At 66.7% G+C, this 26,168-nt stretch carries 26 protein-coding genes and 1 pseudogene; 15 read left to right on the forward strand and 12 right to left on the reverse strand.

The window, feature by feature from the left end:
* Positions 1-89 precede the first annotated feature (89 nt).
* A complete protein-coding gene (locus QA609_RS20575) occupies positions 90-260 on the forward strand; it encodes a hypothetical protein (protein WP_278304501.1) in 171 nt (56 codons plus the stop codon).
* A gap of 33 nt (positions 261-293) precedes the next feature.
* Here the strand turns inward: QA609_RS20575 and QA609_RS20580 are convergent, their stop codons facing one another.
* Both QA609_RS20580 and QA609_RS20585 read right to left on the reverse strand, forming a co-directional pair.
* The gene (locus QA609_RS20580) at positions 294-1,835 is read right to left on the reverse strand and encodes a PQQ-binding-like beta-propeller repeat protein (protein ID WP_278304502.1); all 1,542 of its coding nucleotides are present in this window, start codon (positions 1,833-1,835) and stop codon (positions 294-296) included.
* A 290-nt stretch (positions 1,836-2,125) separates the two neighbouring features.
* Positions 2,126-2,827 carry a type II CAAX endopeptidase family protein gene (locus tag QA609_RS20585; protein WP_278304503.1) on the reverse strand — a complete coding sequence of 234 codons (702 nt, stop codon included), beginning with the start codon at positions 2,825-2,827 and terminating at the stop codon, positions 2,126-2,128.
* A gap of 111 nt (positions 2,828-2,938) precedes the next feature.
* Between QA609_RS20585 and QA609_RS20590 the strand changes: the two genes are divergently transcribed.
* Positions 2,939-4,552 carry a sodium/phosphate symporter gene (locus QA609_RS20590; protein WP_278304504.1) on the forward strand — a complete coding sequence of 538 codons (1,614 nt, stop codon included), beginning with the start codon at positions 2,939-2,941 and terminating at the stop codon, positions 4,550-4,552.
* A gap of 48 nt (positions 4,553-4,600) precedes the next feature.
* On the opposite strand, the gene QA609_RS20595 is transcribed toward QA609_RS20590, so the two are convergent.
* Complete coding sequence (locus QA609_RS20595; RefSeq protein ID WP_278304505.1) at positions 4,601-5,536, reverse strand: alpha/beta hydrolase; 936 nt, start codon at positions 5,534-5,536, stop codon at positions 4,601-4,603.
* Between the two features lie 224 nt (positions 5,537-5,760).
* Here QA609_RS20595 and QA609_RS20600 point away from each other — a divergent pair, with 224 nt between their 5' ends.
* Positions 5,761-6,375 (forward strand): plastocyanin, encoded by a 615-nt coding sequence (locus tag QA609_RS20600; protein ID WP_278304506.1) that lies wholly within the window; start codon positions 5,761-5,763, stop codon positions 6,373-6,375.
* Here the strand turns inward: QA609_RS20600 and QA609_RS20605 are convergent.
* The gene (locus tag QA609_RS20605) at positions 6,372-7,283 is read right to left on the reverse strand and encodes an ArsR family transcriptional regulator (RefSeq protein WP_278304507.1); all 912 of its coding nucleotides are present in this window, start codon (positions 7,281-7,283) and stop codon (positions 6,372-6,374) included. The two genes, QA609_RS20600 and QA609_RS20605, sit on opposite strands and share 4 nt — an antisense overlap.
* A gap of 251 nt (positions 7,284-7,534) precedes the next feature.
* Here QA609_RS20605 and QA609_RS20610 point away from each other — a divergent pair, with 251 nt between their 5' ends.
* From QA609_RS20610 to QA609_RS20625, 4 genes are all read left to right on the forward strand, one after another.
* Positions 7,535-9,310, forward strand: coding sequence for a PAS domain-containing protein (locus QA609_RS20610; protein ID WP_278304508.1), 1,776 nt, complete (start codon positions 7,535-7,537; stop codon positions 9,308-9,310).
* Positions 9,311-9,667: 357 nt separating this feature from the next.
* A complete protein-coding gene (locus tag QA609_RS20615) occupies positions 9,668-10,357 on the forward strand; it encodes a class I SAM-dependent methyltransferase (RefSeq protein WP_278304509.1) in 690 nt (229 codons plus the stop codon).
* Complete coding sequence (locus QA609_RS20620) at positions 10,354-11,010, forward strand: hypothetical protein (protein WP_278304510.1); 657 nt, start codon at positions 10,354-10,356, stop codon at positions 11,008-11,010. Before QA609_RS20615 ends, QA609_RS20620 begins: the two co-directional genes overlap by 4 nt.
* A gap of 379 nt (positions 11,011-11,389) precedes the next feature.
* Positions 11,390-11,914, forward strand: a complete 525-nt coding sequence (locus QA609_RS20625; RefSeq protein ID WP_278304511.1) for a hypothetical protein — start codon at positions 11,390-11,392, stop codon at positions 11,912-11,914.
* Between the two features lie 120 nt (positions 11,915-12,034).
* Here the strand turns inward: QA609_RS20625 and QA609_RS20630 are convergent, their stop codons facing one another.
* Together QA609_RS20630 and QA609_RS20635 are read right to left on the reverse strand one after the other, a co-directional pair.
* A complete protein-coding gene (locus QA609_RS20630) occupies positions 12,035-13,201 on the reverse strand; it encodes an acyl-CoA dehydrogenase family protein (protein ID WP_278304512.1) in 1,167 nt (388 codons plus the stop codon).
* 91 nt (positions 13,202-13,292) lie between these two features.
* On the reverse strand, positions 13,293-13,757 hold the full coding sequence (locus QA609_RS20635; protein WP_278304513.1) for a zinc ribbon domain-containing protein: 465 nt from the start codon (positions 13,755-13,757) through the stop codon (positions 13,293-13,295).
* A gap of 265 nt (positions 13,758-14,022) precedes the next feature.
* Between QA609_RS20635 and QA609_RS20640 the strand changes: the two genes are divergently transcribed.
* The 4 genes and pseudogenes from QA609_RS20640 to QA609_RS20655 all read left to right on the forward strand — a co-directional run bounded on the left by QA609_RS20640 (position 14,023) and on the right by QA609_RS20655 (position 18,227).
* Positions 14,023-14,877 carry a VOC family protein gene (locus tag QA609_RS20640; RefSeq protein ID WP_278304514.1) on the forward strand — a complete coding sequence of 285 codons (855 nt, stop codon included), beginning with the start codon at positions 14,023-14,025 and terminating at the stop codon, positions 14,875-14,877.
* A gap of 224 nt (positions 14,878-15,101) precedes the next feature.
* On the forward strand, positions 15,102-16,268 hold the full coding sequence (locus QA609_RS20645) for a hypothetical protein (RefSeq protein ID WP_278304515.1): 1,167 nt from the start codon (positions 15,102-15,104) through the stop codon (positions 16,266-16,268).
* Complete coding sequence (locus QA609_RS20650; RefSeq protein ID WP_278304516.1) at positions 16,268-16,567, forward strand: HalOD1 output domain-containing protein; 300 nt, start codon at positions 16,268-16,270, stop codon at positions 16,565-16,567. Before QA609_RS20645 ends, QA609_RS20650 begins: the two co-directional genes overlap by 1 nt.
* A 402-nt stretch (positions 16,568-16,969) precedes the next feature.
* Positions 16,970-18,227 (forward strand): annotated as a pseudogene (locus QA609_RS20655) (transposase).
* Positions 18,228-18,302: 75 nt separating this feature from the next.
* On the opposite strand, the gene QA609_RS20660 reads toward QA609_RS20655, so the two are convergent.
* The 3 genes from QA609_RS20660 to QA609_RS20670 all read right to left on the reverse strand — a co-directional run bounded on the left by QA609_RS20660 (position 18,303) and on the right by QA609_RS20670 (position 19,431).
* Positions 18,303-18,440: a hypothetical protein gene (locus tag QA609_RS20660; protein WP_278304517.1), complete on the reverse strand. Its 138-nt coding sequence runs from the start codon at positions 18,438-18,440 to the stop codon at positions 18,303-18,305.
* 200 nt (positions 18,441-18,640) lie between these two features.
* Positions 18,641-18,937: a HalOD1 output domain-containing protein gene (locus QA609_RS20665; protein WP_278304518.1), complete on the reverse strand. Its 297-nt coding sequence runs from the start codon at positions 18,935-18,937 to the stop codon at positions 18,641-18,643.
* 116 nt (positions 18,938-19,053) lie between these two features.
* Positions 19,054-19,431: a DUF6677 family protein gene (locus QA609_RS20670; RefSeq protein ID WP_278304519.1), complete on the reverse strand. Its 378-nt coding sequence runs from the start codon at positions 19,429-19,431 to the stop codon at positions 19,054-19,056.
* A gap of 266 nt (positions 19,432-19,697) precedes the next feature.
* Between QA609_RS20670 and QA609_RS20675 the strand changes: the two genes are divergently transcribed.
* Positions 19,698-20,099, forward strand: a complete 402-nt coding sequence (locus tag QA609_RS20675; protein ID WP_278304520.1) for a transcriptional regulator — start codon at positions 19,698-19,700, stop codon at positions 20,097-20,099.
* Between the two features lie 304 nt (positions 20,100-20,403).
* Entirely contained in the window at positions 20,404-20,655 is a 252-nt protein-coding gene (locus tag QA609_RS20680) for a hypothetical protein (RefSeq protein ID WP_278304522.1), read from the forward strand.
* Positions 20,656-20,957: 302 nt separating this feature from the next.
* Here the strand turns inward: QA609_RS20680 and QA609_RS20685 are convergent, their stop codons facing one another.
* Both QA609_RS20685 and QA609_RS20690 read right to left on the reverse strand, forming a co-directional pair.
* Positions 20,958-22,175 carry an MFS transporter gene (locus QA609_RS20685; RefSeq protein WP_278304523.1) on the reverse strand — a complete coding sequence of 406 codons (1,218 nt, stop codon included), beginning with the start codon at positions 22,173-22,175 and terminating at the stop codon, positions 20,958-20,960.
* A gap of 111 nt (positions 22,176-22,286) precedes the next feature.
* Positions 22,287-22,547, reverse strand: coding sequence for a hypothetical protein (locus QA609_RS20690; protein WP_278304524.1), 261 nt, complete (start codon positions 22,545-22,547; stop codon positions 22,287-22,289).
* 198 nt (positions 22,548-22,745) lie between these two features.
* On the opposite strand from QA609_RS20690, the gene QA609_RS20695 reads away from it, so the two are divergent.
* Positions 22,746-23,810, forward strand: coding sequence for a succinylglutamate desuccinylase/aspartoacylase family protein (locus tag QA609_RS20695; RefSeq protein WP_278304525.1), 1,065 nt, complete (start codon positions 22,746-22,748; stop codon positions 23,808-23,810).
* A 140-nt stretch (positions 23,811-23,950) separates the two neighbouring features.
* On the opposite strand, the gene thsA is transcribed toward QA609_RS20695, so the two are convergent.
* Positions 23,951-25,636 (reverse strand): thermosome subunit alpha, encoded by a 1,686-nt coding sequence (thsA, locus tag QA609_RS20700; RefSeq protein WP_278304526.1) that lies wholly within the window; start codon positions 25,634-25,636, stop codon positions 23,951-23,953.
* Positions 25,637-25,802: 166 nt separating this feature from the next.
* On the opposite strand from thsA, the gene QA609_RS20705 reads away from it, so the two are divergent.
* On the forward strand, positions 25,803-26,138 hold the full coding sequence (locus tag QA609_RS20705) for a hypothetical protein (protein ID WP_278304527.1): 336 nt from the start codon (positions 25,803-25,805) through the stop codon (positions 26,136-26,138).
* The last annotated feature ends 30 nt before the right edge of the window (positions 26,139-26,168 follow it).

The following is a 26,168-nucleotide window of genomic DNA, read 5'->3' on the forward strand; positions in this document are numbered from 1 at the left end:
GCGGATCGAGCTCCCACGTTCGCTCCGAGTCGGCAACCCTGCAAATGGAGCCCGAGAACTGATTGCGATAGCCCCGCTTACAGCGGACAATGCAAAAGCGGTGTCTGAACTGTAGCTGGGAGATTCGAAGCGCAGAGAGACAGCCGAAGGAGGAGCGAACGCGCGAAACGATCGATCACTTCACCGAGACGGGACACACGATCGTGACGCTCTCCGAGCCGAACACGTTCCGACCGGCCGAGCTGATCCCGTCCGATTAGCGAACCCCCGCGCCCGAGACGGATACTCCGGGATCAGTCCTCGAGATCGGTCTCGGTGCCCGCACGTCGGCGCAGCCACTCGAGGCCGAGCGCGCCGCCGGCGATCCCGGCACCGGCGGTAAAGCCGGGCATCCCGTCGGTGTCGTCGCCATCGTCCCCGCTCGTCTCGTTGCTTGCGTCGCCGCCGTTCCCGTCGTCGGTTCCATCGTCGCCGTTTCCGAGCCCACCGTTCTCGTCGCCGTCCGACTGGTTACTGTCGGACTCGTTGCCGACGCCTTCGTCCTCTTCGGAGTCGTTACCGTCGTCCTCGCCCGGTTCGTACTCCTCGTCGTCGCTTCCGTCATCGGTTTCGTCGCTCTTCTCCTCGTCGCCGCCCTCCTCCCAGCCGGTCGGGCGGATCGCGACGAGCTCCTGCCCCCGCTGTGCGTAAACCGTTCCGTCCTCGACGGCGAGGAACCCGGCGTCGGCGCCGTCGGTCCAGCGCTCGCCGTCGTCGAACTCGTACGCCCAGCTCTCGCTGCCGTCCTCGAGGTCGAGTCCGAGGACCGCGTCGTCGTCAGCTCCGGGATCCGGGCTCGAGTGGGTGACGACGACGGTGTCACCGACGATCACCGGGAGCCCGTACGTGTACGAACCGCTGTGGGTCCACCCGGTCGTCCGCCCGGAGTCGTCGAGCGAAACGGCCTGGAGATCGTACCGCCCCTGCGTGACCGCCACGCCGTCGTCGATCGACAGCACGTAGGCGTCGGTGAGCTTCTCCTCGGTCTCTCGGCGCTCGGCGTCGAACGTGTAGACGCTCTCGAGGCTGTCGTTCTGGACGAGAAGTGTTCCGTCGGCGGCGGCGAGATCGCCCGCACCGGCCTCGACGGGACCGCTCCATCGCGTCTCGCCCGTCGCGGGCTCGAGTTCGGCCAGCCCGTCCTGCCCGGCACCCTCGAGGGCCACCCAGACCGAGTCGTCCGTCGCGACGACCTGGCTCTGGCGGGCCTGGAACGCCATCGGCCCGCCGTCGTAGTCGTCGACGTCGACGGACTCGCGCTCCCAGCGAAGCGAGCCGTCGGTCGCATCGAACGCGTACAACGATCCCTCCGAAAGGACGTACGCGGTCCCGAACGCGACGAGCGGTGCCGACACCGAGCCGTCGCCGACGGACGTCGACCACTCCTCGCTCCCGGTCGCCGCCTCGAGCGCGACCAGTCCCTCGCCGCCGACGTAGACGGTGTCGTCCGCGACGGTCACGTTCTGACTCTGCCCGTCGATCTCCGTCTCCCACTCGAGCGAGCCGTCCGCCGCGTCAAGCGCGCGGATCTCGTCACCAGCGAGGTAGACGGTTCCGTCGACGACGGCGGGTTCGCCACCTCCCTCGTTTCGCCAGGCGACGGTATCTGGCGTCTCGAGTGCGTTCGCGTCCGCGCGACGGGCGTTCCCGGGGCCGCCGCCGACCGACGACCAGCCGTCGCTCTCCGCCACCGTCGGCAGGTCGTCGGTGCGCTTTGGCTTCGCCGTCGCGACACCCGTTCCGACCGCGATGATCGCGCCGGTTGCGAGCACGGATCGCCGATTCCAGTTTTCCATACTCGCTTCGATCCGGAGCAGACGCATTACTATCGGCCAAGTATGTAAAATTCCCTTACTCTACAACAGTCTTAACAATGTCCTCATCGTCGCTCGCGTACGGCCGCGAGCTCGAGGGCAGGCCCGTAGGCGCCGTCAGCTCCCGGGAGAGGGCGATCACTCCGTCACGTCGATCGATCGACGGACGGACGCGATCTCAACTGAGGGGAGACCTGTCGTCAGGGCGAACGGTCGATCCTGGGTCGTGCGCGCTCGAGCGACGTCTCCGGCGTTAACTAACGGGTAAGCTCTCACCACGGAATCGGCATCAGCCCGATCGTCAGCGTGAGTCCCCAGGCGTTGACGAGTAGATGCATCACCCACGGGGCGACGAGGCTGTCGTACCACAACCGAAGCGCCGTCAGTACGACGCCGAGCGCCCCAGTGACGGCGATGCTAACCGCGCCAGCCATGAAGACGTGAACGAACGCGAACAGCGCGATCGACAGGAGGCTCGCGGTCACAACGCCGTACCCGCGTGCGAGGAAGTGGCCCAGAACCAGCCCGCGGAACAGGATCTCTTCGGCAACTGGGGCGATCACGATCGATGTCAGAACCAGCGCCGTGATCCCGGCGGTGCTCGTCACCGGAGCGCGAGCGTGCGGGTCGAGGCCGACCGTCGTCGCGGCGACGTTCCCGACGATGACGATCGCGATCCCGACGGCGGTAGCCACTACCGCGACGCCAAGTTCCCGCGGTGCCGGGGAACGGACGACCGCAGCCGCCCGCCAGGTCGACCGGTCCCACCGCCAGTACAGTCCGGTGACGACGGCGACGTACGCGGCGCCGAGTGGCACCAGCAACACCCAGTCCGGCCAGCCCGGATCCGAACCCTGGTGAGCGGCGATCCCGACGGTCATCACGAGCACGACAGTCAGGATCGGGACCAACGGGAGGAGGATCGTGTGGAGAAGCGAGCAGCCTGCCAGCGGTGCGACCGGTTCGAACGGCAAAGTGGTTAGATCCGCGCCGGCTGAGAGCTGGATACGGCTATCGACCGTTCGGAGACGGATGGGAGCCGGAGTCGGAATCGTTAACTCGGTACCGCGACCGCGTACAGTCGGATGGTCCGTCGGCGACTCGCGGTCGTGACCCTCACCGTCTTCGCGGTCGCGTTCGCGGTTCGGATGGCGCCGACGGTGTGGACGCCGTACCCGTTCAATCCGGACGGATTCGTGTTCGCTGCCCAGGCCCGCGACAGTATCGCGGCCGGCTCGCTCGTCGAAACGGTCGAGCCGTACGGCTACACGTTTCCGACCCTACTCTCGATCGTCGCGCTCGTCACGGCCGTTGGACCGCTGTGGATCGCGCAGCCGACCATCGCGTTCGTCGGCGCCGTTCCGTCGGTGATCGCGGCGGTGCTGACCTGGCAGATCGCCGACCGACGCGGGACCGACCCCTCGGTGACCGCCGTCGCGTCGCTGGCGGCCGGGACGACCCTCGCACTCGAGGGCGTGTTCCTCCGGCGTACGGTGGCCGTGAGCTACGAGGTCCTGGGCATCCTGTTCGTTCCGCTGGTCGCGATCGCGGCGTACCGCTTCTTCCGAACCGAGCGGCGGCGCTGGGGGGTCGTGACGGGCGCGTTCGTGCTCGTGCTCCCGATCACGCACCACCTGAGCGCGATCGTGGCCGCGCTGACGCTGACGGCCGTCTGCGTCCTGGCCGGACTGGAAACCTGGCGTCGCCGGGCGCTCAGTGTGGCCCTTCTCGTCGTCGTGTGGGCCTACGTCGGCGCGTACTACTGGATCGTCGACCCGTCGTACACGGGCGAACCCGTCGAGCAGTACGGGCTGTTCGTCGCCTGGATCGTGTTGCTGTGTGCGCTCGCGTACTGGCTGTCGACCGCGGCCCCGGCCGTCACTCGCGGGACGCTCGGCGGCGGATTGCTGTTCGGGTTCGCGGTCGTGGTCGCGGACGCCGTCTGGGGCGTGTTTCCGGGGACGATGGCGCCGCCGTCGCTGTTGCTCGGCCTCCTCGCGCCGCTGGTCGTGCTCGCCGCGCTCGGAAGCTGGGGCGTTCCGAACGCGACCGGCCCACGCGGGCCTCGAGCGGTCGTCCTGGCGTTGCTGCTCGCCCCGCTCGTCTGGGTCGGGTTCTCGCTCACCAGGGGCGTCGATCCGGCCATCGAGATCTTCGTCCAGCGCGGCCAGACGTTCGCCCACCTCGCCGTCGTCGTCAGCGCCGGTATCGGAATCGTCGATCTCGCCGGCCGTACGACGCCTCGAGCGCGGCGAACGGTCGCCGTCTCGCTCGCGGTCGTTCTCTGCCTGTGTGCGCTGGCCTCGCTCCCGATCGCGTTCGTCGGGCTCGAGGCGCTGTCCTACCAGGGGACGACGACGAGCGAGGAGTTCGCGGCCGCGACGTTCGCGACGACGACGCTGGGTGCCGAGTGGACGAGCGACGATCACCTCACCAGGATCGCCGGAAACTACTACGAAGCCGGTGGGTCGTCCCAGCCGGCCGCGGACTGGCTACGAGAGGGCGGCGGCGAACTGCACTGTTCGACGGCCCTGCAGTCGTCGTGGCAGACCGTCGGCGCCCAGCAGTATCCGGGGGCGCCGGTTACGATCCCGCAGCCGGCGTACGACGCGGCGATCGACGGCGGACACGCGATCTACGCGACGACCGGGAGCGACCCGGTGACGATCGTCGTGCCGACGGGGACGCCGGCCTGCTGAGCCGGCCGAAGCGAACGGCACTCACCGTGACGGTCGAACTCGTCGCAGTCAGTCGGCTCGGAGCCCGTCGGCGAGATCCGCGGCGACGTCGGCGATAGCCTCGCGAGTGCGATCGACGTCGCGCATCGTCATGAACCCGTGGACCATCGCCTCGTAGTTCTCGTAGCGCGTGTCGACGCCGTCGCGAACGAGCTGTTCGGCGTAGGCCCTCCCGCCGTCACGAAGCGGGTCGAACCCCGCGGTGACGACCGTCGCCGGCGCGACGCCGGAGACGTCGCCGGCGTTCGTCGGGTCGGCGTAGGGGTTGCGCTCGTGAACGTCGCTCTCGTAGTAACACTCCCGGAACCAGTTCATGTCCTCTGCCTCGAGTACGATCCCCGCGTGTTCTCGCATCGAGGGCTGGTCGGGTTCGATCCCGACGCTCGGATAGAGCAGCGCCTGATGGGCGATCTCGGGACCGTCGCGCTCGGCGGCCATAAGCGCGGAGACGGCCGCGAGGGCCCCGCCGGCGGAGTCACCCGCGACCGCGAGGCGTCCGGTGCCGGCGATCGCGCCCGGATTGGCGGCTACCCACTCGACGGCGGTATAAGCGTCCTCGACCGCCGCGGGAAACGGGTGTTCGGGAGCGAGTCGGTAGTCGATCGAGAGCACAGCACAGCCGCTCTCGCGCGTGAGCTGGCGGCACAGCCAGTCGTGCGTGGCGATACTCCCCAGCACGTACCCGCCCCCGTGAAAGAACACGATCGTCGGGAACGGTCCGTCCGCCTCGGGTAGGTAGAGCCGAGCGTCGAGGTCGTCAGCGGGTCCGGGAATCGTCCTGTCGACCGTTCGTCCCACCCGCGGCGGGTTTCGGTTCTCGACCCACATCGTCGCGCGGGTGACGTACCGGAGGAGCTTCAGCCCGCGACGGCTGTGCGGTAGCGAAAACCGATTCTGGCGCTCGAGCGCCGCCTTCGCCTGCGGATCGATCCGATCGGCGTGCATACCGGATCGTTCGGCGACTCGACGGAAGGTGTTCCGATTCGGGCGTTCGTGTTCGTCGCCCGGCTCGCCGTCTACGGGCGAGGAACGGCCCGTTCGACACGGGAGCAGCGCGCGAGCCCGCGGCTCCGACTCGTCTACGAAACGCGTCCGCGCTGCGGTTGGCAGCCTGTTAACTGCGTGTTATCTACGTGTTATCTATAGTAGTGAAAACTGAAACTCAAGTTATGAGACAATCAGTGGACTGTTCCCGACGCCAGGCGCTGGGGCTCACCGGTGGAACGGCGATGGCCGCTCTCGCCGCCGGTTGTCTCGGTGGGACCGAAACGAGCGACGAGAACGGGCGAGCCGACGACGGCAACGAGAGCCAGACCGAGGCGCCCGATAGCGGTAGTGACGACGGCGAGGACTCGACCGAAGGAGGCGGCGACGACGAAACCGAGACGTCGGGACCGGACGCCGACGCCGGGGACGACGAACGCGGCTCCCACGACGGAAGCGACGCGTGGACCGACGTCGAGGAGATCGTACTGAGCGCCACGACCGCCGGATGGAAGGGGGTCGAACCGGAACCGATCGCGGGCGAAAAGAACCCGGCGCTCGTGCTCGAGGCGGGTCGGGAGTACGTCCTCAGCTGGATGAACGAGGACGGCCAACCTCACAACATCGAGATCTGGGACGAGAGCGGCGACCTCGTCGGCGACTACGGGACCGATCTGATGGAAACGGAGGGGGCGACTCAGTCCCTCGAGTTCGAGGCGTCGGCGGAGATGGCCGAGTACGTCTGCGAGATCCACGCCGGGTGGCAAAAGCGCGGTCGGATCGAGATCGAGGACCCCTAATCGGGATCGCCCGACGGGTCCGTGCGAACGCGTGCAGTGCTCGAGACTGAGAGCGTTTCGTCGACGGTGAGCCGGAGTTCGGCGTCCTCGAGGCGATAGGTGACGCGGTACTCGCCGGCGTCGACGCGGTTAGTTCCCCATCGGCCGGCCGTGACGCGCCCGGTGAGTTCGCGGAAGCCGAACGTCCGGACGTCGACTCCGCGGTCCCAGTGGAACGCGACCGAGGCGGGATGAGAGACGAGCCAGATCGAGGGCGGTCCGTGGATCGAGCGCCGACACTGCCGGCAGCACCCGACCGCGGTCCACTCGAGGGCGTCGACGGACGCGGCCGATTCCTGCAGTTCGAGTTCGACGGCGCCGCCACAGTCGGGGCAGGCGTTCTCCCGGAAGCGCCAGTACCGCGTGACCATCCGCGCGGTCGCACTCGAGAGGACGCCCTCGGGATCGCGACCCCGGACCTGAGCGGGCGTGACGGGAAGCCCGCCCATCCGCCGTTCGCAGTCCTCACACGCCCAGAACAGGAGAAGGTCCTCGACGACCACGCGCAGCGCCTCGGCGTCGCAGATCGGACACGGGGTGTCGACCGGGACGGGATCGAAGTCGACGTCGCCGGCGTAGGCGCCCGACAGGACGAGCCGAACGATCGATTCGCCGGCGAACGTGAACGTCCAGCCGTCGTCGGTGCGCCGGAGGTAGGTGCCGTCGAGCTGCTCGAGGTGGTAGGACAGCTGGGAGGTCGAGTCCACGTCCACCCGGTCGTACACCTCCGAGAACGCGAGCGCGGGGAAGGGATCGTTCGAGCCCACGTCGGCCCCCTCGAGCGCCCGCGCGAACGCTCGCAGGATCGCGATCCGCGTCGTGTCGGCCAGGATTCCGAAGGCCGCGGCGGCGTCCTCGTTTTCGATCATCGGTGCCATACCACACGCGAATCGCCTTAGAGGTGGCTACCGACCGCGGCGAACCGGACGACGACGAGACTGCCGCCCTCGAGTCGTCGTGTGTTCCAGTGTGGGTACGCCCTCGAGGACGATTCGTCGGGAGCGCCGTGAGCACAGCCCGCAGCTTCGGCTCGAGCAGCGGTTAGCCGGCAGGACGGCGACCTCTGTGAGGCGAGAAATTTATATTTACACGTGCAAACTACTGAATAGTACAATCCGTGATGGGAGGGCTTTCCGACACGATCGACGTGCTGTACGTCGACAGTGAGGCGGACGCCACGGAGACGGTCACGAGCGCGCTCGAGGGCGAGGACGACCGGCTCGCAGTCGAGACGGCGCCGAGCATAGCGGAGGGGGTGGCCCGACTCTCGACCGGACCGATCGACTGCGTCGTTTCGGAGTACGACCTCCCCGACGGAAACGGGCTCGAACTGCTGACCAAGGTTCGAGAGGAGTTCCCGGAGCTCCCGTTCGTGCTGTTTACCGGCGACGGCGACGAGGCGATCGCCAGCGAGGCGATTTCGGCCGGCGTGACCGAGTACGTCCGGAAGGACGAGGGGACGAACCAGTACGTCACGCTGGCGAACCGGATCGGCGAGACGGTGACGGCGTCGACGGCGAGGCGGTTCGAGCGGGTTACGAGCCACGATCCGCTGGCGATCCTCGAGCGAATCGACGACGCGTTCCTCGCGCTCGACGACGACTGGCGGGTCGTGTACGTTAACGAACGGGCGAAAGCCGTCTTCGGGAGGTCCGACGAGGAACTGCTCGGAAACTCGCTGTGGGAAACCTTCTCCGAGGCGACGGAGACCCCGTTTTACGACCATTACCGGGAAGCAAAGGCTGCCAACGAACCCCGAACGATCGAGGAGTACTTCGAACCGTGGGGTCGGTGGTACAGGGAACACATCTATCCGTCGGAGAACGGGCTCACCGTTCTCTTCCACGATATTACGGAACAGAAGCGGCGGGAGCGACGCTACAGCGCGGTTTTCGAGAACACCTACCAGTTCACCGGGCTGTTAGAGCCCGACGGCACGCTCGCCGAGGCAAACGAGACCGCACTCGAGTTCGGCGGGCTGGAGCGAGACGACGTCGTCGGGAAGAAGATGTGGGAGACGGCGTGGTTCCAGCACTCCGAGGAGACCCGGGAGCGAGCGCGCGACGCCGTCGAGCGGGCGGCGAACGGCGAGTTCGTTCGGCACAAGCTTCCGGTCAAGGGTGCCGATCGAGAGGCGATCGTCGACTTCTCCGTGCGACCGCTGACCGACGAACGGGGGACCGTGACGCTTCTCATCCCCGAGGGCCGGGACATCACCGAGCTGACGGAACGAGAGCAGGCGCTGCAACGACAGCGCGACCGACTCGACGAGTTCGCGGGCGTCGTGAGTCACGACCTCCGAAACCCGCTGAACGTCGCGACGGGACGGCTCGAGCTCGCTCGAGAGGAGTGTGTCAGCGAGCACCTCGACGAGATCGAGACCGCCCTCGATCGGATCGATCGGATCACCGAGGACGTGCTCTGGCTGGCGCGCGAGGGACGCGACATCGGCTCCCGGGACGCCGTTCGGCTCCGCGACGCCGTCGACGCCGCCTGGGAGCTCGTTGCCGACGGAACCGACCGAGCGGAGCTTCGCTACGACGACGACCTCGCCTCGGCGACGGTCGAGGCCGACGACGACCGGTTCCAGCAGCTCCTCGAGAACCTGCTCCGGAACGCCATCGACCACGGCGGCGAGGACGTGACCGTCACCGTCGGAACGACCGATCGGGGGTTCTACCTCGAGGACGACGGCCCGGGAATACCCGAAAGCCGGCGCGAGGACGTGTTCGCCGGCGGGTACTCGACGAGCGACGACGGAACCGGGTTCGGGCTGCGGATCGTCGAGCGGATCGCCGACGCCCACGGCTGGGACGTTCGGCTCGGCGACGATTCGGACGGCGCTCGGTTCGACATCCTGTGTGACGTCGACAGCCTTCACTCCGTCCGAAACTGAGCTCTCGGGTGCGTCGGGCGTTCGACGTGCATGGGGGAGTTCGCCCGCGCTGCTCCCGTCCGTGAGAACGTCGTCGTCGTGAGCGCGGACGCTCGCGGCTCGCCGATTCCGGCGACGACCCACCCCCGAGTTCTCGCCCGCGCGGAACGGATCTCGAGGGGTCATTCCCGTTTCCGAACACAAATCCGATTGAGCGATTGGGGGCGTCGAACGCGTTGCGACGGTGATTCGACCGAATCTGGACCGCGAACGCCCCGCAACGCTCAAGAATCGTTTTGAAGCGCACCTGGTATTATATCAAATTCTCGATAATACTTATGGTGGGTCGTGGCGACGGTTCGCGTAGGGGTGAACGGAATGCCACCACACACTACGAACGAACGACGCCGAGCAGGCGACGACGAGCCGCCGAGGATGACGATCGCCGACATCCAGGCGGCGTACGCGGAGTACGCCGACCTGGCGGCCCGGTTCGACTGGCTGAATCGACTGTTCACCGGGCGGCACCGCCGTCAGCAGTTCGGAGATCTCGAGGGACGCGTCCTCGAGGTCGCCTGCGGAACGGGGACGAACCTTCGGTATCTACCCGACTCGGTCGAGTACGTCGGGATCGACATCAGCGAGGCAATGCTAGCCCGGGCGTGGGAGACCCTCGACCGGGTCGACGTGGAGGGGCGACTCGAGCGGATGGACGCCCAGACGCTGTCGTTCGCCGACGACAGCTTCGATACCGTGGTCTCGTCGTTTTCGACGTGTACGTTCCCCGACCCCGTCGCAGCGCTAGACGAGATGGCGCGGGTCTGTCGTCCCGGCGGCCGGGTGAGGCTGCTCGAGCACGGCCCCAGCGACGTCGACCTGATCGCGCGCTACCAGGAGTCCCGGGCGGACGCCCACTACGAGCGCAGCGGCTGTCGGCTCACGCAGGAACCCCTGGAGGTTCTCGAGCGATCCGCGCTGGTGCTCGAGGAACGGGAGACGGCGCAGTTCGGGCGGCTCACGATGATCACAGCCCGTCCGCCACGCGACAGCGAGGAGGTGGATCGATGAGCGTCCGATCGGCGCGGGGCGAGGGGATCGCGGGTCTGCTCGGTCGATGGCTCCTCCTCGCGGGGACCCCGGCAGCGCTGGGTGCGGTCCTGTGGGCACACCCCCACGGCGGCGCCTACGAGACGGTCGCGACGGCCGCCGACGCGTGGCTGGCCGTCCACCTGCTCCTGTTGCCGCTGTTCGCGCTGCTCGGCGCCGTCGTGTACGTGCTACTGGCGGGGTTCTCGGGACGGACGGCGACGATCGGACGGTTCGGGGTCGCCGTCTACGTCGTGTTCTACACCGCCTTCGAGGCGATCGCCGGGATCGCCACCGGGCTGGTGGTTCGCGGAACGGGATCGCTCTCCGGAACCGAACAGGCCGGTGCCGTCGCGGCCTACGACGCGATCGTCACCAGCCCGGTCGTGGGCGTGCTGGCGCTGCTCGGCGTCGCCGGGATGCTCGTCGCGGTCGCAGCGCTGGCCCTCGAGCTTCGACGAGCCGGCGCACCGATACTCCCCGTCGCGTCGCTGGCGGGCGTTCCGATCGCAATCGTCGGCCACGGCGGTACGCCGATCGACGCGGTCGGCATGGGAGTGTTTCTGATCGGCGTCGTCTGGCTCGAGTTCGGCTGGCGCCGACGCGTCGACTACCGCGAGGAAGTACCTGCCTGAGCTACGGTCGTACCGGTTACCCCGTCCGATCGCCGTCCTCGTCGGCTCGGTCGAACGAAACAGTGCTCGAGTCGATCAAGGAACTTATGCCGACTGAACGATAACTATTAATAGGGACCGAGAGTCATCGCGCGGGAACGCGACGGTTTTTGACACACCCCGTCGTGTGCCACCGCGCGTCGAGGTTCCCTCGGTCCCACCTATTTCAGGCGGGGCGTTGAAACTATCGTCTGCACTCACTCCCTGAGAGGTCCGCCCGCGATCGGAAGCTAGCCGGAGTCCGACTCCGATCGCCGGCTCGACGACCGGCGTGACGACCGAACGGACCGTGTTCGCACCGCACAAAGCACTTGTACTCCGACTCGAGTGGCTGCGTACAATGACGTTCGATCGCTCCGGAACGAGGACTCCCGCGACGCCTTCCGTGAGCCGCCGTCGGTATCTCGCCGTCGGAGCTACCGTCGGGGCTACCGCCGTCGCCGGCTGTTCGTCTGCCGTGGACTTCCTTGCAGGGATGGCCCTCGAGGACGTCAACGTGTTGAACGGCGGGGAGCAGGACCTCACCGGGTCGGTCGAGGTGGCAGGACCCGACGGCTCGCTCGTCCTCGAGGATCGGTTCGCTCTCGCTCCGGACGACGACGACACCGAGGACGCCCAGGCCACGTACGACGGCGTGTTGACCGACTCGGGCGAGTACACAGTGACGCTCGAACTCGATAACGGGGACGAGGACGCACTCGACGACCAGGTGATCGAGAACTCCGTCGAGGTCGCCGAGCCGGACGAGGAACACGTGATCGTGTTTTTCGGGCCCGCCGAGACGGACGACGCCGTCGCGATGACGGTAATCGAGGAGTTGAGCGATCTCGAGGAGCGCGGCGAGTTCGACGACGTCGACTTCTGAGCCACGTTCGTAGCGATCGACCTCGATCGTCGAACAGCCGTCTCTCGAGCGATCTCGAGTGCCCGATTCGCTCGGTCGGCGAACGGAGTCGTCGACGCCGAAACGGTGCCGGGCGAGCGCTCAGAGCAATCGGTCGGCGATGATGCGCTTTTGAATCTCGTTCGTTCCCTCGAAGATCTTCGTGAGGCGGGCGTCCCGCCAGTATCGCTCCGCGTCGAACGCCGTCGTGTAGCCGTAGCCGCCGTGTACCTGGATCCCGTCGCTGGTGACCTCCTCGGCGACCTCGGTGGCGAACAGCTTCGCCATCGCGGCCTGGGCGTCGGCGCGCTCGCCCTGATCGACCGCTTCCGCAACGAGCAGCGTCAGCGCCCTCGCCGCCTCGGTTCGGGTCGCCATCTCCGCGAGCTTGAATCGGAGCGCCTGGAACTCCGCGATCGGCTGGTCGAACTGCTCGCGCTCCTTGGCGTACGAGACCGCGTCCTCGAGGGCGCCGCGAGCGAGGCCGACGGCCCGCGCGGCGGTGTGGACGCGGCCCTCCTCGAAGAACTCCATGATCTGGTAAAAGCCCTGGCCCTCCTCGCGGCCGACGAGCTTGTCCTCGCCGACTCGCACGTCGTCGAAGTTCACGGTCCACGTGTCCCAGCCGTGGTAGCCGATCTTGTCGATCGGCTGCCCGCTCAACCCGTCCCGATCGAAGGTTCCGGCGGGTTTCTCGACGATGAACCCGGAGATTCCGGCGTGTGCCGGATCGGCGTCGGGATCGGTGACGGCGTACGTCAGGATGAAGTCGGAGCCTTTCGCGAACGTGGTCCACATCTTCTGGCCGTTCAGGACGTACTCGTCGCCGTCTTTCTCGGCGCGGGTGCGCATGTTCGCGACGTCGGAGCCGGCCTCCGCTTCGGAGATCGCGATGCTCTTGAGCAGGTCGCCGCGAGCCATCTTCGGGAGGCACTGCTCCTTCTGGGCCTCGGTCGCACCGGCGAGGCTCTGCCCGCGGGCGATGATGCTCCCGACGCTGAGCCAGCCGCGGGACAGCTCCTCCGCGAGAACGGCGTAGGCCTTCAGATCCAGCCCGAGCCCGTCGTACTCCTCGTCGATGAGGATTCCGAAAAATCCCATCTCACCGAGCTGGCGGACGAGGTCGTCGGACATGTGCTCGCCGTCGGAGTCCCGTTCGCGCGCCTCGGGTCGAACCTCGTTTTCGACGAAGGTTCGGGTCTCGTCCCGGAGCATCCGGTGTTCGGTGTCGAGCACGCCGTCGGCGATGTTGGTCTCGAACGCGTTCACGCCCTCCCGTTGCAGGGGGGCGGATGTAGTTCTGTGCCCGCCAGTGTGGCGGGGTCACGACCGTTCCGGTACGGCGCTCGAGGGGCGGCTCTCAGCGAGGGTCGTCGTTCGCCTCCGCGCCGTCCTCGCCCGCCTCGAGTGGGGTCGTACACCAGTGACAGAACTCGAGCTCGGGGTCGAGTTCCTTTCCGCAGTGCGGACAGGAGGGGGCAGCGTCCTCGTCGGCGGACGGGACGGTCGCCTCGCCGCCGGCGGACGAGGCGGGCGACTCGCCACCGGTGGCTGGCCGTCGGGCGATCAGGTACGCGTCGACGACGCTGAGCGCGACGACGGCGTACATCGGCCACACGGCGAGCAGCGCGTCGGTCCCGAGGTCTCCGCCGGCGAGGGTCTCGAAGGCCGCCTGGTCGACGAGCAGGAACGTGACGAGAATCGACGCGGCGAGCCAGCCGACGGCTCGCCGCAGCCGCCAGAGGTAGAGGTGTCCCAGCCCGGTGACAAGTGCTGCGAGGAGCGCTGCGAGCCACGGTCGCTTCCGGGACGTCGACTGCGACATATCCTGACTAGACGGTCAGTAAGGATAAGTGCTCTCCCTCGGATCGATTCCGCTCGACGGCGAGTCGAACCCGACGCCTCGCGTCCATCACGGCTCCCGTTCGCAGTCCCGACGGGAAACGCTTCGACCGCGAGTGTGCAGTGACGGGTCGGCACGAAAACGGTTCGGGCGTGCCTTCCCGGGAGGAAATCCCCCGCGAACGCTGTCGCCGTCGTCGTTTCTCCGGGCCGAAACCGACTCCCGCACTGGCCGCCAACGTCGTCTCATGACTACCCAGGGGACGTTGCCGGCGACGACGCGGATGGGGCGGGTCTCGCTTCGGGTGAGCGATCTCGAGCGAGTCGCCCGGTTCTACGAGGACGTACTCGGACTCGAGGCCCGAGCGGTCGGCGACGATCGGGCGGTGCTCGCCGCGGGCGAGACCCCGCTCGTCGTGCTCCAGAGGGAGTCGGAGGCGCGGCCCCGCGAAAACGACGAGACGGGGTTGTTCCACACGGCGTTGCTCGTCCCGTCACGGGCGGCACTTGGCGACGCCCTCGAGCGGATCGAACGGCGCTGGCGGCTCGAGGGGACGGCCGACCACGTCGTCAGCGAGGCGCTGTACCTCTCGGATCCGGAGGGCAACGGGATCGAGATCTACCGCGATCGACCGCGCGAGGAGTGGCCCGTCGCCGACGACGGCACGGTCGCCATCGGCACGGAACCGCTCGACGTCGAGGGCGTTCGGAGCGCGGGACGGGGCCGGGACGGGGTTCCGGGCGGGACGACCGTCGGGCACGTCCACCTCGAGGTGTCGTCGCTGTCTCTCGCTCGAGCGTTTTACGTGGATACCGTCGGATTCGGGCTCAAACACCGGGTCGACGGTGCGCTGTTCGTCGCCGCCGGCGGCTACCACCACCACCTGGGGCTGAACGTCTGGCGGCGTCGGTCGGCACCGCCGAAGGGACGCGGGCTCGAGCGCGTCGAGTTCGTCGTTCCCGACGAGGACGGGCTCGCCGCGCTTCGAACGCGGCTCGAGGAAGCCGGGCACGCGACCTCGAGCGTGCGGGACGGCGACGGGTTCGAGACGACGGACCCCGACGGGATCGGGCTTCGGTTCCGTCGAGACGACCCCAACTGAGCGGACCGTGTGAACCGCGAGTACCCGTCGCGGCGGAACGGTACGGCGCCGAAGCCGAGAGGGTCGCTCACGCGAGGGCGCGTATTGCCGTCCCCGTCGATCGATGCCGCGCTCGTTCGTCGGAACCGTGAACTCATCAGGAACGCAGACTCTCCGGTGTCGACCAGTAGATGGCTATTACCGAGAGTTTTATCACTCGCCGAATCGACAGCCTATCAATAAGAATGCGAGGCGAGCAAGCGAACGATGTGCTACACGCGTTGCGCGACGGACGGCGCCGGGCCGTCCTGGGACTCCTCCGGAACCGAACCGAGCCGATCTCCGACGAGGAGGTAGCCATCCATCTCGCCGCCGCGGACGCGGAGAAGCGACTGCTCGACGTCACCGAGGGAGAGCTGGCGGAGTGGCGCGTCTCCCTCCAGCAGACGCACCTTCCGGTACTCGAGGAGGCGGGACTGATCGACTGGGACGGGGAGACGAACGCCGTCGCGATCTCGACTCACCCGGCACTGCAGAACCCGACGCTCGAGCGCATCGTCGAAACGGACAGGGTCGACTGGGACGAGGTCCTCGAGGCACTCGTTCACCGCCGGCGACGCATCGTCCTGTCGGTACTCGCGGACTACGACACGGCGCTGTCCCGGGTCGCCCTCGCTCGCGCGGTCGTCGAACGGGAACCCGAGACCGAGACGGTCGAGACCGTCGACGCCGATCCGGTCGAGGACTGCTGTGCGGCCCTCCATCACGTCCACCTTCCGAAGCTCGCGGCGGTCGGCCTCGCCTCGTACGACGCTCGAAGCGGCGCCGTCAGCTACTGCGGTCACCCCCTCATCGAGGACGCCGAGTGGTTCGATCTGCATCTCCCCGAGACGCCGCGAGCGATCCTCTCGGTCGCCGAACCCTCACAGGATATCTGGCGACTCGACGGGCGCGCGAACGTGATCGAGCACTGCCGTGCGCTCTGTGAGTACGCCGACGACGAGCTGTTCCTGCTGTACACCGACGAGGATCTCATCGAGGCGGCCTGTCTCCAGTGTCTGCAGGACGCGGTCGACCGCGGCGTCGACGTCTACGTCGGCACGCAGACCCAGGCGATCCGGGACCGGGTTCGCGAACAGGTGCCCGGCGTCACGCTGTGGGAACCTCAGCGCGACTGGATGAACATGTCGCCCGAGCGCGAGAAGGTCGGCCGGCTGCTCTTCGCCGACCGGGAGGCGATCATGCTCGGCACGCTCAGCAAACGCAACGATCACGGGATTCAAAACGAGACCGCGATCACGGGCGCCGGCGAGGACAACGCCCTCGTCATGCTGGTTCGTGAACTGCTGGGCTCGCGCCTGGATCATCTCGACGAACAGAGTGCGGACTTCCTCGAGGAGATTCCCTTCTGATGAGCGACGCCGATCGGTCCCCCTCGACGACGACACACGAGTATCAGTTGGCCCCCGGCGAATCCCCGAGCCGCGGCGTCTGGACGGTCGTCGCCGTACTGGAGGACTGCCCCCCGCCGGAGCTCCCGTCGCTCGCGGAAACGATCGATCCGGAGGCGTTAGACGCCGCGTTCACCGACAGGGCCGCGACCGACCACGTCTCCTTCGAGTACGCCGGCTACACGATTACGGTGACGAGCGACGCCGTTCGGATCCGCGCGCTCGAGTGCGACGGCGGCGACGAGTGTGACGCCGGGTGACGCTCGGCGGATCGCGCTCGTTCGTCGGGACGGGGGGACTCGAGCGACGATGAGGTAGCTAGGGGACTGGTCGACGGCGTCGCCACGGGAGGTCCGCTCACAGCGTCGCGACTACTCGAGAACCGGCACTACAGGGTCGTCCGCTACCGGCACTGTTCGTCGGTCTCGGTTATCGTCAGCAGTTTCGAGGCGGAGCCCTCGGCCTCAAGTCGTGCGGGACCGAAGGTCCCGCTGACCATCCGAACGGGCCTGCGGCCCGTGAGGAGAGAGCGAGGGACTTCCGACGCTGAGTCGGAAGCGCGACGCGAGTAGGCCGGGGAGGAAGCCGACACCACACAAACTACGAGACTGTAGTCGTCTGACTCCCGATCTATTAAGCACCACCGGAAACACATCTGAACTATGGAGGTCAGGCGTACCGCGCCGGTCAAGCTCGTCGTGCCCGCCGAGTATCACGATGCCCTCCACAAAACCGCCGACCACTTCCTCTACTGCGCGAACCAAGCCAGTAATTACTGCTGGGACAACACCAACTACGAGGACTGCATCACCTCAAATGTGAAAGCCAGAGACGCGCTGTACGACCGTCTCCGCGAGGAAACCGACCTCACCGCAAACCTCGTTCAAGAAGCCATCCGGCGTGCCGTTCACGCCGTCGATAGCGGTGTTGACCGCTGGAAGAAGGGCAAACGGACGAACAAACCAGAGTTCGCCTCATGGAGTATGGTGTACGACAAGCGCAGTGCCACCTTCTACCGCAACAAAATCTCACTCTCCACGGTGAATGGACGCATCGAATGTGACTTTGAGCTGCCAGCAGGCAGTCCAACCCCATACGAAGAGTACGTCCTGTCCGACGACTACGAGTTCCGGACGAGCACACTCCAGTACGATCAAGCAACCGACGAGTTCTACTTCCACGTCACAACACGGAAGGTAGATGAAGCCGGTGAGGCTGTTGAAACCGAGGGCTCGGACGATACCGAGCACAAAACCGTCCTTGGTATCGACCTCGGGGTCAACAGCCTTGCAGTCTCGTCAACAGCCACGTTCTGGAGCGGTGACGAGTACGACCACTGGATTCGAGAGTTCGAAAACCGACGTGCGGAGATGCAACAGCGCGGGACGCAAGCTGCGCACAACGCCGTGCTTCGACTCGGACGGCGGGAGCAAACGTGGCGGAAACAGTACACCCACACAGTCGCCAACGAAATCGTTGACGAAGCCGTCGACTACGACTGCGACGTAATCGTATTCGAGGATTTAACGGACATTCGGGAGCGACTCCCGCATGCTGAGTGGCATCACGTGTGGGCGTTCCGCCGACTCGTCGAGTACGTCGAATACAAAGCGCCAGAACGGGGGGGTGGCAGTCGAACAGGTTGACCCCGACCATACGAGCCAGCGGTGTTCCCACACCGACTGTGGCTTCACCCACGAAGACAACCGCAACGGCGAGCAGTTCCGGTGTCTGAAGTGCGGGTACGAAATTAATGCAGACTACAACGGCGCAAAAAACGTCGGACTCCGGTATATGCGAAAGCGACAGCACAGCCTGCGTTCCTCGCCTACGTCGGGGAGCGCAGACGCACCAGTAGACGTGCGTGTGAATGGTGGGATGCTGAACGGCGACGGCTATCGGTCAACCGCCGAGAGTTGATCGCCGGGAGTCCACATCAAAGCCCCTCCCTCAATGAGCGAATCCTTGGGGGTGAGCGAAGTAGGGAGGGGTGGCTTACCGGAAGAGGAAGCCGTACAGGCGCTCGAGCGTCCTCGCGAACGAGGTCGTCGGCGTTCCAGGGAGGTGAAGCGGGGGTTCGGCGGTGTCGACCGGCACGTCCGTCACGGCTTCTCGGGGTTCGGCGTCGTTCATACACTCGTTTGGGTCCGGGGCTATTTACATATTCGCAATAATAGTTGGTGGAAACCAAAACGAACGATCGTTATCGAGAACAAATATCAAGGTACTGCGTACCGAGGTCTCGAGCACCGATCGGTCTCACGGCCGGACGATATCGTTCGGTGCTGGCTCGAGGAGTGAGCCGCGAGAACGGTGTGGGACGACCGCGTGTCCTACTGCGGGTTGTACTCGAACTGCCGACCGGGGCCGTCGCCGGGATCCGAATCCGCCTCTTCCGTCGGAGTGATCGAGACGGCTCCCGTCCCGTCAACGGTGACCGCGTAGTCGCCGTAGGCAAACGAGACGACGCCGGTGAAGTCGGTGCGCTCGTCCGGTCGCGGATGAACCAGGGACTCGAGGGCGTCGACGTCGATCACCGCGTGGAGGGGCGGATCCAGTGCGGCCGCATCGATACCCTCTCGGGCGGCGATCCGTCGTGCGATCTCGACGCCGAGTTCTGCGGGGACCATACCGGTTCCCACCCCGACCGAACACTTGAACCTCAGTCAGACACTCTCTCGGTGAGAACGGGAGGACCGACGGACGAGTTCGCGTGCTCGTCCGCGTCGGATCGCCCGCAATCGGGCTACGACCGCGTTCGGTTCGTGAGCGAGGCGTCGACCGCGGCGTCCTCGAGCCCGCCGAGCCCGTACAGATCGACGACGTTGAGGACGAGCACGGCCAGCGGGAAGGCGACGTCCGCGAAGCCGGCGTGCTCGAGGCGAAGCGCGGTGACGAGGAACGGCTCCGCGGCCGTACGCTCGACGAGTATCGCACCCGTGCTGAGGAACGCGAGGGCGGCGACACACAGCACGGCCCAGACGAGGCCGCGTCGCCAGTGGCCGGCGTAGACGTGTCCCACACCGGGCATCAGGACGGCGAGTACGTACGCCGGCCAGGTCCGGTTTCGGGTCGCGACGTCCGTTCCCCGCGACAGCAGCGTCCGGGGTCGCGTCGACAGCATCGGATCACCGCCTCCGTGGACCGGGTCGCGGGCGGTCGCGGCTGGTCGGTTCGGGCGGTTTCGCGGAGGGTGTCATAACGGTTCCATCGCGCGGGACGCCCATCAATCTCAGTCAGACGCTCGTGTGACGCCTCGTGGCTCTCCCTCGCGAACGAGCCCCTCGAGTGTTCGGGAAACGGTCGCGGCGGCGGAGTTCGGCCGCCCCGTCGGTCGCGTCCGACGTACCACCCCCAAAGATATACCACTCGTTCGCGACGTGTGACACTATGGTCAAATCGACGGTCCGGTTCCCCGAGGAGGTCCTCGAGATCGTCCAGCAGCACATCGACGAGGGGGCGTTCGCGAACAAATCGGAGTTCCAGCGCTTCGCCGTGGAGTACCTGCTGGCCCAGCTCGAGGACGACTACGAGCCGCTCCTGGAGGAGTTCGACGAGATCAGGGGGGAGGCGCTCAGTCCGACCGCCCCCGAGGCGACCGAGTACATCGACGACGCCGACTCGTCGGACTTCCTGCGAACTGCGGGGCGCGTCCGACAGTGTGCGGTCCGGGGCGACCTCGAGACGGCGCGCGAGCTGATCGATACGCGGTACCCGCCCTCGAGTCCGAAGGCGATGTTGCTGGATCTGGTCGTCGAGGGGGCGACGCCGAATCGGTCTCGCGGAGAGTGAGACGACGCACGTCGCCGGGCCGGTGGAAGTTCCGTCGACGGCGTCGATCCGACGAACTGCCTAGTCAGTGAACTCCGACGCTGGATCTGGTGTGCTGGCTCCTCGAGATCCCGTTCGACGGCTACATCTAACACCGTTCTCGTCGCTCTCACGTTCGACTGTTTCTTCTGACACCGTTCCCGTCGTTCTCACGTCGTACCCCCCTTTCGGAGCCCGCCATCACGGACTCCGCACCCGTTTCGGCCACTCTCGAATAGTGACACGCAATAGAAACGTTTTACTTGACAGCGCCCTCACACGTCGTATGCCACGGACCGTCATCGTCAACGGGGAAGAGGTTCTGGTGGGGAGGAACACGACGATCGCGGTACTGAGGAAAGCTGCGGAGATCCCCGACGAGACGATCGCCTTCTACCAGACCGATGACGACGTCGTGCGCCTCCTCCAGGACGACGAGATCATCGCCGAGCGGGTTCCCGAGGGCGCGACCATCGAGTTCCATCCGGGGCAGATCGGCCTCAGGTCCGAGGATCACACGGACGATACCAACATCTGAACGGCCACGAGTCGACGGCGAGGCCCGCTCCGTGCTCGAGGGGTCGGTTGTCGCTGAATCCCGTTGCCCGACGCCAGTTCGGAAGGTGCGCGTTTCGAGTCCCACGACGTAATCGGTCTCCAGTGACGGACTCGAGGGGGGTTCGTGAACGAACCGTGCAGCCGGAGACGTTCGAGGACGAGCAGTCGTCGAGTTCGTCACGACGTTTCTTCCACTGCGAACGACCGTACGTATCGAACTCCCTCTCGCCGGTGGATAGTTTTCGTGGGCAACGCCCTACTCGCGGTTCGGAGAAGACGGAGTCACCGACGAGCGGCGGAGTCGACGTATCGAACGGAGAGGACGAAACCGAGGACCGCGGCGAGAAGCGCTGCGAGCAGACCGGCCGCCACCGCCCATCCGGCCGCATCCGCAGTGACTCCGACCACCGTCGTCCCCGCTGCACCGATCAGCAGGTACGTCGTTCGAAACAGTCCGAACCCGGTCCCGCGGTTCGTCTCGCTCAGTTCGTCGAGAATCCGAGACTGGACCACCGTCGTGGCACTCGTCGCCACTCCAGCGAGGACGACTGCCGGAACCGCAACGGTCAGTGTCCCACCGGTGGCGAGGGCGCCGTAGCCGAGCACACCAGCCGTCATCTGAATCCCGATCGTCGCGTCGCGGCCGATCCGATCGGACAGCCGTCCGCCGAGCGGCTGACTGATCGCGGAGACCGCGAAGAACACAGCGAAAAGCAGGTTCGCCCGTCCGAGCGACAGCTCGAAGTGCTCGACGAGCAACACGGGGAGAAACGACATCGCCGCCAGGCCGACGAACTCGACGAGCGCCATCATGACCGTCGTGTTCCGGACGTGCGATCGCGCCAGTAGCTCGAGGAGCGTCTTCGAGGCGAACAGCTCGCGGAGCGACGCGTCGGGGCGACTCGGCGCAGTCGAGGATCGCCTCCAGAGGAAGACCGCGGCGACGACGACGGAGAGGGCGGCCCCCAGTCCGAGCGCCGGTCGCCAGCCGTACCGGACGGCGACGGCTGCGGTGACGACGGGCGCGATCACGCCGGCGAGCTGTCCGCCGATTCGATGCGTCCCGATCACGCCGCCGATCCCGTCGAACTCCCGGGTCAACAGCGCCGTCGCCGGGTTGTAGTACGTCCCGGCACCGACACCTAACGCAGCCGTTGCCGCGCCGAAGAGGAGAACACTCGGTGAAGCCGCCACCCCGAGCGTCGCACCGACCGTGATCACCAGCGCAGCGAGAATCAGCCGTCGTTCGCCGAACCTGTCGGCGAAGACGCCACTCGGCAACTGTGCGAGGGCGTACCCGACCCACATCCCAGTCAGCGCGAGCCCGATCGTTCCCCGAGAGACGGCAAACGACTCGAGCAAGAGTGGAACGACGGGGCTGATGCTGACCTGTGCGAACCGAACCGCGAAGTAGGACCCAACACACATCGACAGCAGGGTGTACTGCTCGCTCCAGTACTCGGTGAACCGCGTTTCGGGACGGATCCCGGAGGCGTCCATCGGATCTACTCCGACCAGTCCGGGGCTGGTACTTGTACTATCCGTTTTGCCGACTCGGCGCCCACCGCTCGACGACAGTATCGAACGCCGAATCGGTGCCGTGGAGCCGCGTTAGGCGAACGTGAGACCGTTCTCGAGTTTCGCGTACAGCTCCTTCTGCTGGAAGTACGCCGCGGCACCGAGCAGCGTCGGTGCCCAGAGGCCGACGAACAGGCCCGCCCGCTTGTCCTCTTTCAGGTAGAACAGGTACCACGAGTACATGACCGACAGCGCGGCCGCGACCGTCACCGGATCTCCGGACGAGAGCGGCGTTTTCTCGAGCGTTTCTGCAACATCGTCGTCGGCTTCGGCCGTTTCGCTTCGAAGGGTCATCCGATCGAAACGAACGGCCGAGGACGGTTGAGCGCACAGCCAACACAATGGGGGTCCGATCCCCGCCCTTCGGGCGCCGGATACAGTCGATTCGAATCCTGTTCGTCCCCGACGATACGCGGTCGGCCGGGTTCGGGGAGCACGTGGTCGTCCCTATCCGACCGGTGTCGCTTTTGTCCAACGTACCGAGTATTCTCTATGGCAGACTCAAACGGTGTCCCGTTCGACTACGGTGACGGCTGCGTCGAACCCGGCGAGAAAGCCCATCTCCGATACGAGGTCGGCGAAACGTACCTCGGCGATTCGGTCGCCGTTCCGGTTACGATTATCAACGGCGAGCACGAGGGGCCGCGGCTCTTCCTCACGGCGGCGGTCCACGGCGACGAGCTCAACGGGGTGAAGGTGATCCAGGAGGTCGCCACGCAGTACGACCCGGCCGAGCTACGAGGGACGCTCGTTTGCGTCCACGTCGTGAACGTCCCGGGATACAAGGCACAGATGCGGTACGTCCCGATCTACGATCTCGATCTCAACCGATCGTTCCCCGGTCTCGCGAACGGAAACACGGCCAGCCGGATGGCCAAACAGATCTACGACCGGTTCATCGAACCCTGCGATCTCGGTATCGACTTTCACACCTCCACGCGAAACCGGACGACGATGTACCACGTCCGCGCCGATCTCGAGGACCCGACGGTCACTCGCCTCGCGGAAGCGTTCGGAGCGAACGTCGTGCTGTACGGCACGGGTGCGAAGGGGTCGATCCGGACGACGGCGACGAACGACGGCGTTCCGACGATCACGGTCGAGATGGGGCGCGCTCAGCAGTTCCAACCGCACCTCATCGAGCGCGCCGTTCGGAGCGTCGCGAACGTTCTCTCCGAGTTCGACCTTCTCCCGGAACGAGAGCCCACGCACCCGAGCTGGTACGTTATCGGAGATTCGGAGACGACGAAGCGGTGGCTGCGCGCCGACGTCGGCGGACTCGTCGAGATGCAGTGGGGACCGTACCCGCTCGTCCACGAGGGGGACCCGATCTGTACCATCACCGACCACTTCGAGCTCGAGCAGCGGACCGTTCCGGCACCCTTCACAGGACTGCTCGTCGGCTTCAGGGAGAATCCGGTCGCGCTTCCGGGGCATCCGCTCTGTCACATCGTCGAGATCGACCGCGAGACTCACGACGTGATCGCCCGCGAGATCGAATGGGGCGAGTTCGACGGCTACCGCGTCCACGATCAGGACTTCCCGCAGGACAGGTAGGCGACGATGGCCGTACGGGGGCCGAAGTAGTATTCTGGCCACGGTTCGCGCGAAGAGGGCAGCGACCGGTCGGTGGCTTACAGCGACACGCGACCGAACAGCGATCCCAGCCGAGCCGCCGGGGTTCGCGCGGCCACCGCTCAGTGACCGAGCGCCCAGGGATAGCCACCGGAGCTCTCGACGACGTCCGTCGGGTCGTGGTCGGGTGCGTGGTCGTGGTCGTCCGCTTCGGGCGTCGCCATGACCACTTCGTCGACGCGGACCAGCACGGTTGCGGCTTCGGCCGCGCTGGCGATCGCCCGGTCGGTGACTGCGAGTGGCTCGAGAATCCCACCGGCGACCACGTCGCCGATCCGTCCGGGCTCTTCCTCGAGACGCAGCCCCGCCGCGTGATCGCCGTCGTGGTGTCTGGCTCGCAGCTCGACGACGACGTCGATCGGATCCAGTCCCGCCGACGCGGCGAGCGTCCGCGGGACGGTCTCAAGGGCGTCGGCAAACGACTCGATAGCGAGTTGCTCCCTGCCGGAAACGGTCGCGGCGTACTCGCGGATCGCGCCCGCGAGTGCGATCTCCGTCGCCCCGCCGCCGGGAACGACGACGCCGTCTTCGATGGCGTGAGAGAGCACATGCAAACAGCCGTCGACGACCCGTTTCGTCTCGTCGGCAGCCTGCCGTGTCCCGCCCCGGAGGAGCAGCGAGACCTGGTCGACGCCCGTCCCGCCGTCGACGATCGTCAGTTTCGTCGGGCCGAGCTCACGACGCTCGACCTGCCGTGCTGTCCCGGTATCTGCAGCCGTCAGGTCGTCGACCGTGCCGACCGGGCGCGCTCCCGTCGCCCGACCGAGCTTCTCGAGTTCGTCCCGGCGCGTCCGCTCGACGGCGAGGATCCCCGCCCTCGTGAGCAAGTACCGAACCGCGTCGTCGACCGACTGCTGGCAGAAGACGACGTCCGCGGCTGCATCGACGAGCCGGTCGACGTACCCCTCGTAGACCGTCCGCTCGTACCGTCTGAACTCCCGGAGATCGGCCGGCGACTCGAGGCTGACCGCTCCCTGTCCGGCCGCGGTGTCGATCGTAAGCTGATCGTCGACGAGTGCGACCGTCGCGTCCTCGAACACGGCGGGAAGGGCCGGCTCGAGCGACACCGGGGTCGTCGACGACGACTCCGTGTCGATGACGAGCCCGTCGACGAGCTCCGAGTCGGCGTCGGAACCGCCCGGAACAGCCTCGAGCGTGATCCGTCGCAGGTCGACCGCCCCGTCGCGTTCGATCGCACGGACGGCAGCGACCGCCTTCCGTGCCAGGACGTCACCGGTGTCGCCGCCCCGCTTCCCCGTGATCGCCGTTCGAGCGACGGCGTGTAGTTTCTCGTCGTCGTCGGGAGCCACCGGAATCGTCAGTTCGCGCAGCGTCTCGCGGGCGCGCTCGGCGGCGAGGGCGTACCCCCGCGCGATGGTCGTCCGGTGTAGGCCCGTCTCGAGCAGCGTTTCGGCCGCCGCGAGCAGCGCGCCAGCCAGGACGATCACCGACGTCGTTCCGTCGCCGACCCGCGTGTCCTGTCGGGCTGCGACCTCGGCGAGGGAGTTCGCAGCCGGATGGGTGATCGCCACCCGGTCGACGATACTCGCACCGTCGTTGGTCACGACGACCGTTCCGTCCGACCCCACGAGGAACTTGTCCAGCCCCTTCGGACCGAGCGTCGTCTCGACCGTGTTCGAAAGCGCCCTCGCGGCCGCGATGTTGTCCGCCCGTGCGTCTCGCTCGTCGAGCCGCTGGAGGCCGCTGCCTCGCGATAACACCCGGTACGGACGGTCACCAGTCGACATGGGCTGTCCTCTCACCGAGGACCGGCAAAAAGCTACGGTGGGCCCCTCTCGAGTCCGGGGCTGGCGGTACCGATACTACCGGGGAGTTGTTGTCGACGGCGGGCAGCCGAGTGTCCACTCTCTCGGCCCCGAACACTTACGATCGTCTCTCTGGTGGCACACTCTCATGGACGACGAGGAAATCGCAGCCGCGGCGACTCGGTTCCACGAGGACGTTCCACACCGGTTTCAGGTATCGCTGACGATGTCGGTTCAGACCCGCGACCGACTTCGCGATATCCGGGACGATCTCAACGAGCGCGTCGGCGAGCAGCTGTTCACGACGGACGACGTCGTGCGAATCGCGCTCCTCGGCGCGGACCGGTATCACGCGCTGGCCGCGAGCGAGGACCGGGAGCTCGAGCCCGTCGATAGCGAGCAGTTGCTGCCGTTGACCGCGTCCGTTCACGAGAGTGTCGATGCGGAGCGCCTGTTGGACCCGTTCGATCGCGACTCGAACTGAACGGCCGGTCCGAGGTCGGTATCCCGTCGA

The organism is Natronococcus sp. A-GB7 (genome assembly GCF_029688865.1).
GTDB lineage: Archaea > Halobacteriota > Halobacteria > Halobacteriales > Natrialbaceae > Natronococcus.

Excerpts from the sequence above, each read along its gene's own strand:
- QA609_RS20575 (WP_278304501.1), top strand. The coding sequence starts at position 90 with ATGCAAAAGCGGTGTCTGAACTGTAGCTGGGAGATTCGAAGCGCAGAG.
- QA609_RS20580 (WP_278304502.1), bottom strand. The coding sequence starts at position 1,835 with ATGGAAAACTGGAATCGGCGATCCGTGCTCGCAACCGGCGCGATCATC.
- QA609_RS20590 (WP_278304504.1), top strand. The coding sequence starts at position 2,939 with ATGGTCCGTCGGCGACTCGCGGTCGTGACCCTCACCGTCTTCGCGGTC.
- QA609_RS20595 (WP_278304505.1), bottom strand. The coding sequence starts at position 5,536 with ATGCACGCCGATCGGATCGATCCGCAGGCGAAGGCGGCGCTCGAGCGC.
- QA609_RS20600 (WP_278304506.1), top strand. The coding sequence starts at position 5,761 with ATGAGACAATCAGTGGACTGTTCCCGACGCCAGGCGCTGGGGCTCACC.
- QA609_RS20605 (WP_278304507.1), bottom strand. The coding sequence starts at position 7,283 with ATGATCGAAAACGAGGACGCCGCCGCGGCCTTCGGAATCCTGGCCGAC.
- QA609_RS20610 (WP_278304508.1), top strand. The coding sequence starts at position 7,535 with ATGGGAGGGCTTTCCGACACGATCGACGTGCTGTACGTCGACAGTGAG.
- QA609_RS20615 (WP_278304509.1), top strand. The coding sequence starts at position 9,668 with ATGCCACCACACACTACGAACGAACGACGCCGAGCAGGCGACGACGAG.
- QA609_RS20620 (WP_278304510.1), top strand. The coding sequence starts at position 10,354 with ATGAGCGTCCGATCGGCGCGGGGCGAGGGGATCGCGGGTCTGCTCGGT.
- QA609_RS20625 (WP_278304511.1), top strand. The coding sequence starts at position 11,390 with ATGACGTTCGATCGCTCCGGAACGAGGACTCCCGCGACGCCTTCCGTG.
- QA609_RS20635 (WP_278304513.1), bottom strand. The coding sequence starts at position 13,757 with ATGTCGCAGTCGACGTCCCGGAAGCGACCGTGGCTCGCAGCGCTCCTC.
- QA609_RS20640 (WP_278304514.1), top strand. The coding sequence starts at position 14,023 with ATGACTACCCAGGGGACGTTGCCGGCGACGACGCGGATGGGGCGGGTC.
- QA609_RS20645 (WP_278304515.1), top strand. The coding sequence starts at position 15,102 with ATGCGAGGCGAGCAAGCGAACGATGTGCTACACGCGTTGCGCGACGGA.
- QA609_RS20650 (WP_278304516.1), top strand. The coding sequence starts at position 16,268 with ATGAGCGACGCCGATCGGTCCCCCTCGACGACGACACACGAGTATCAG.
- QA609_RS20660 (WP_278304517.1), bottom strand. The coding sequence starts at position 18,440 with ATGAACGACGCCGAACCCCGAGAAGCCGTGACGGACGTGCCGGTCGAC.
- QA609_RS20665 (WP_278304518.1), bottom strand. The coding sequence starts at position 18,937 with ATGGTCCCCGCAGAACTCGGCGTCGAGATCGCACGACGGATCGCCGCC.
- QA609_RS20670 (WP_278304519.1), bottom strand. The coding sequence starts at position 19,431 with ATGCTGTCGACGCGACCCCGGACGCTGCTGTCGCGGGGAACGGACGTC.
- QA609_RS20675 (WP_278304520.1), top strand. The coding sequence starts at position 19,698 with ATGGTCAAATCGACGGTCCGGTTCCCCGAGGAGGTCCTCGAGATCGTC.
- QA609_RS20680 (WP_278304522.1), top strand. The coding sequence starts at position 20,404 with ATGCCACGGACCGTCATCGTCAACGGGGAAGAGGTTCTGGTGGGGAGG.
- QA609_RS20685 (WP_278304523.1), bottom strand. The coding sequence starts at position 22,175 with ATGGACGCCTCCGGGATCCGTCCCGAAACGCGGTTCACCGAGTACTGG.
- QA609_RS20690 (WP_278304524.1), bottom strand. The coding sequence starts at position 22,547 with ATGACCCTTCGAAGCGAAACGGCCGAAGCCGACGACGATGTTGCAGAA.
- QA609_RS20695 (WP_278304525.1), top strand. The coding sequence starts at position 22,746 with ATGGCAGACTCAAACGGTGTCCCGTTCGACTACGGTGACGGCTGCGTC.
- thsA (WP_278304526.1), bottom strand. The coding sequence starts at position 25,636 with ATGTCGACTGGTGACCGTCCGTACCGGGTGTTATCGCGAGGCAGCGGC.
- QA609_RS20705 (WP_278304527.1), top strand. The coding sequence starts at position 25,803 with ATGGACGACGAGGAAATCGCAGCCGCGGCGACTCGGTTCCACGAGGAC.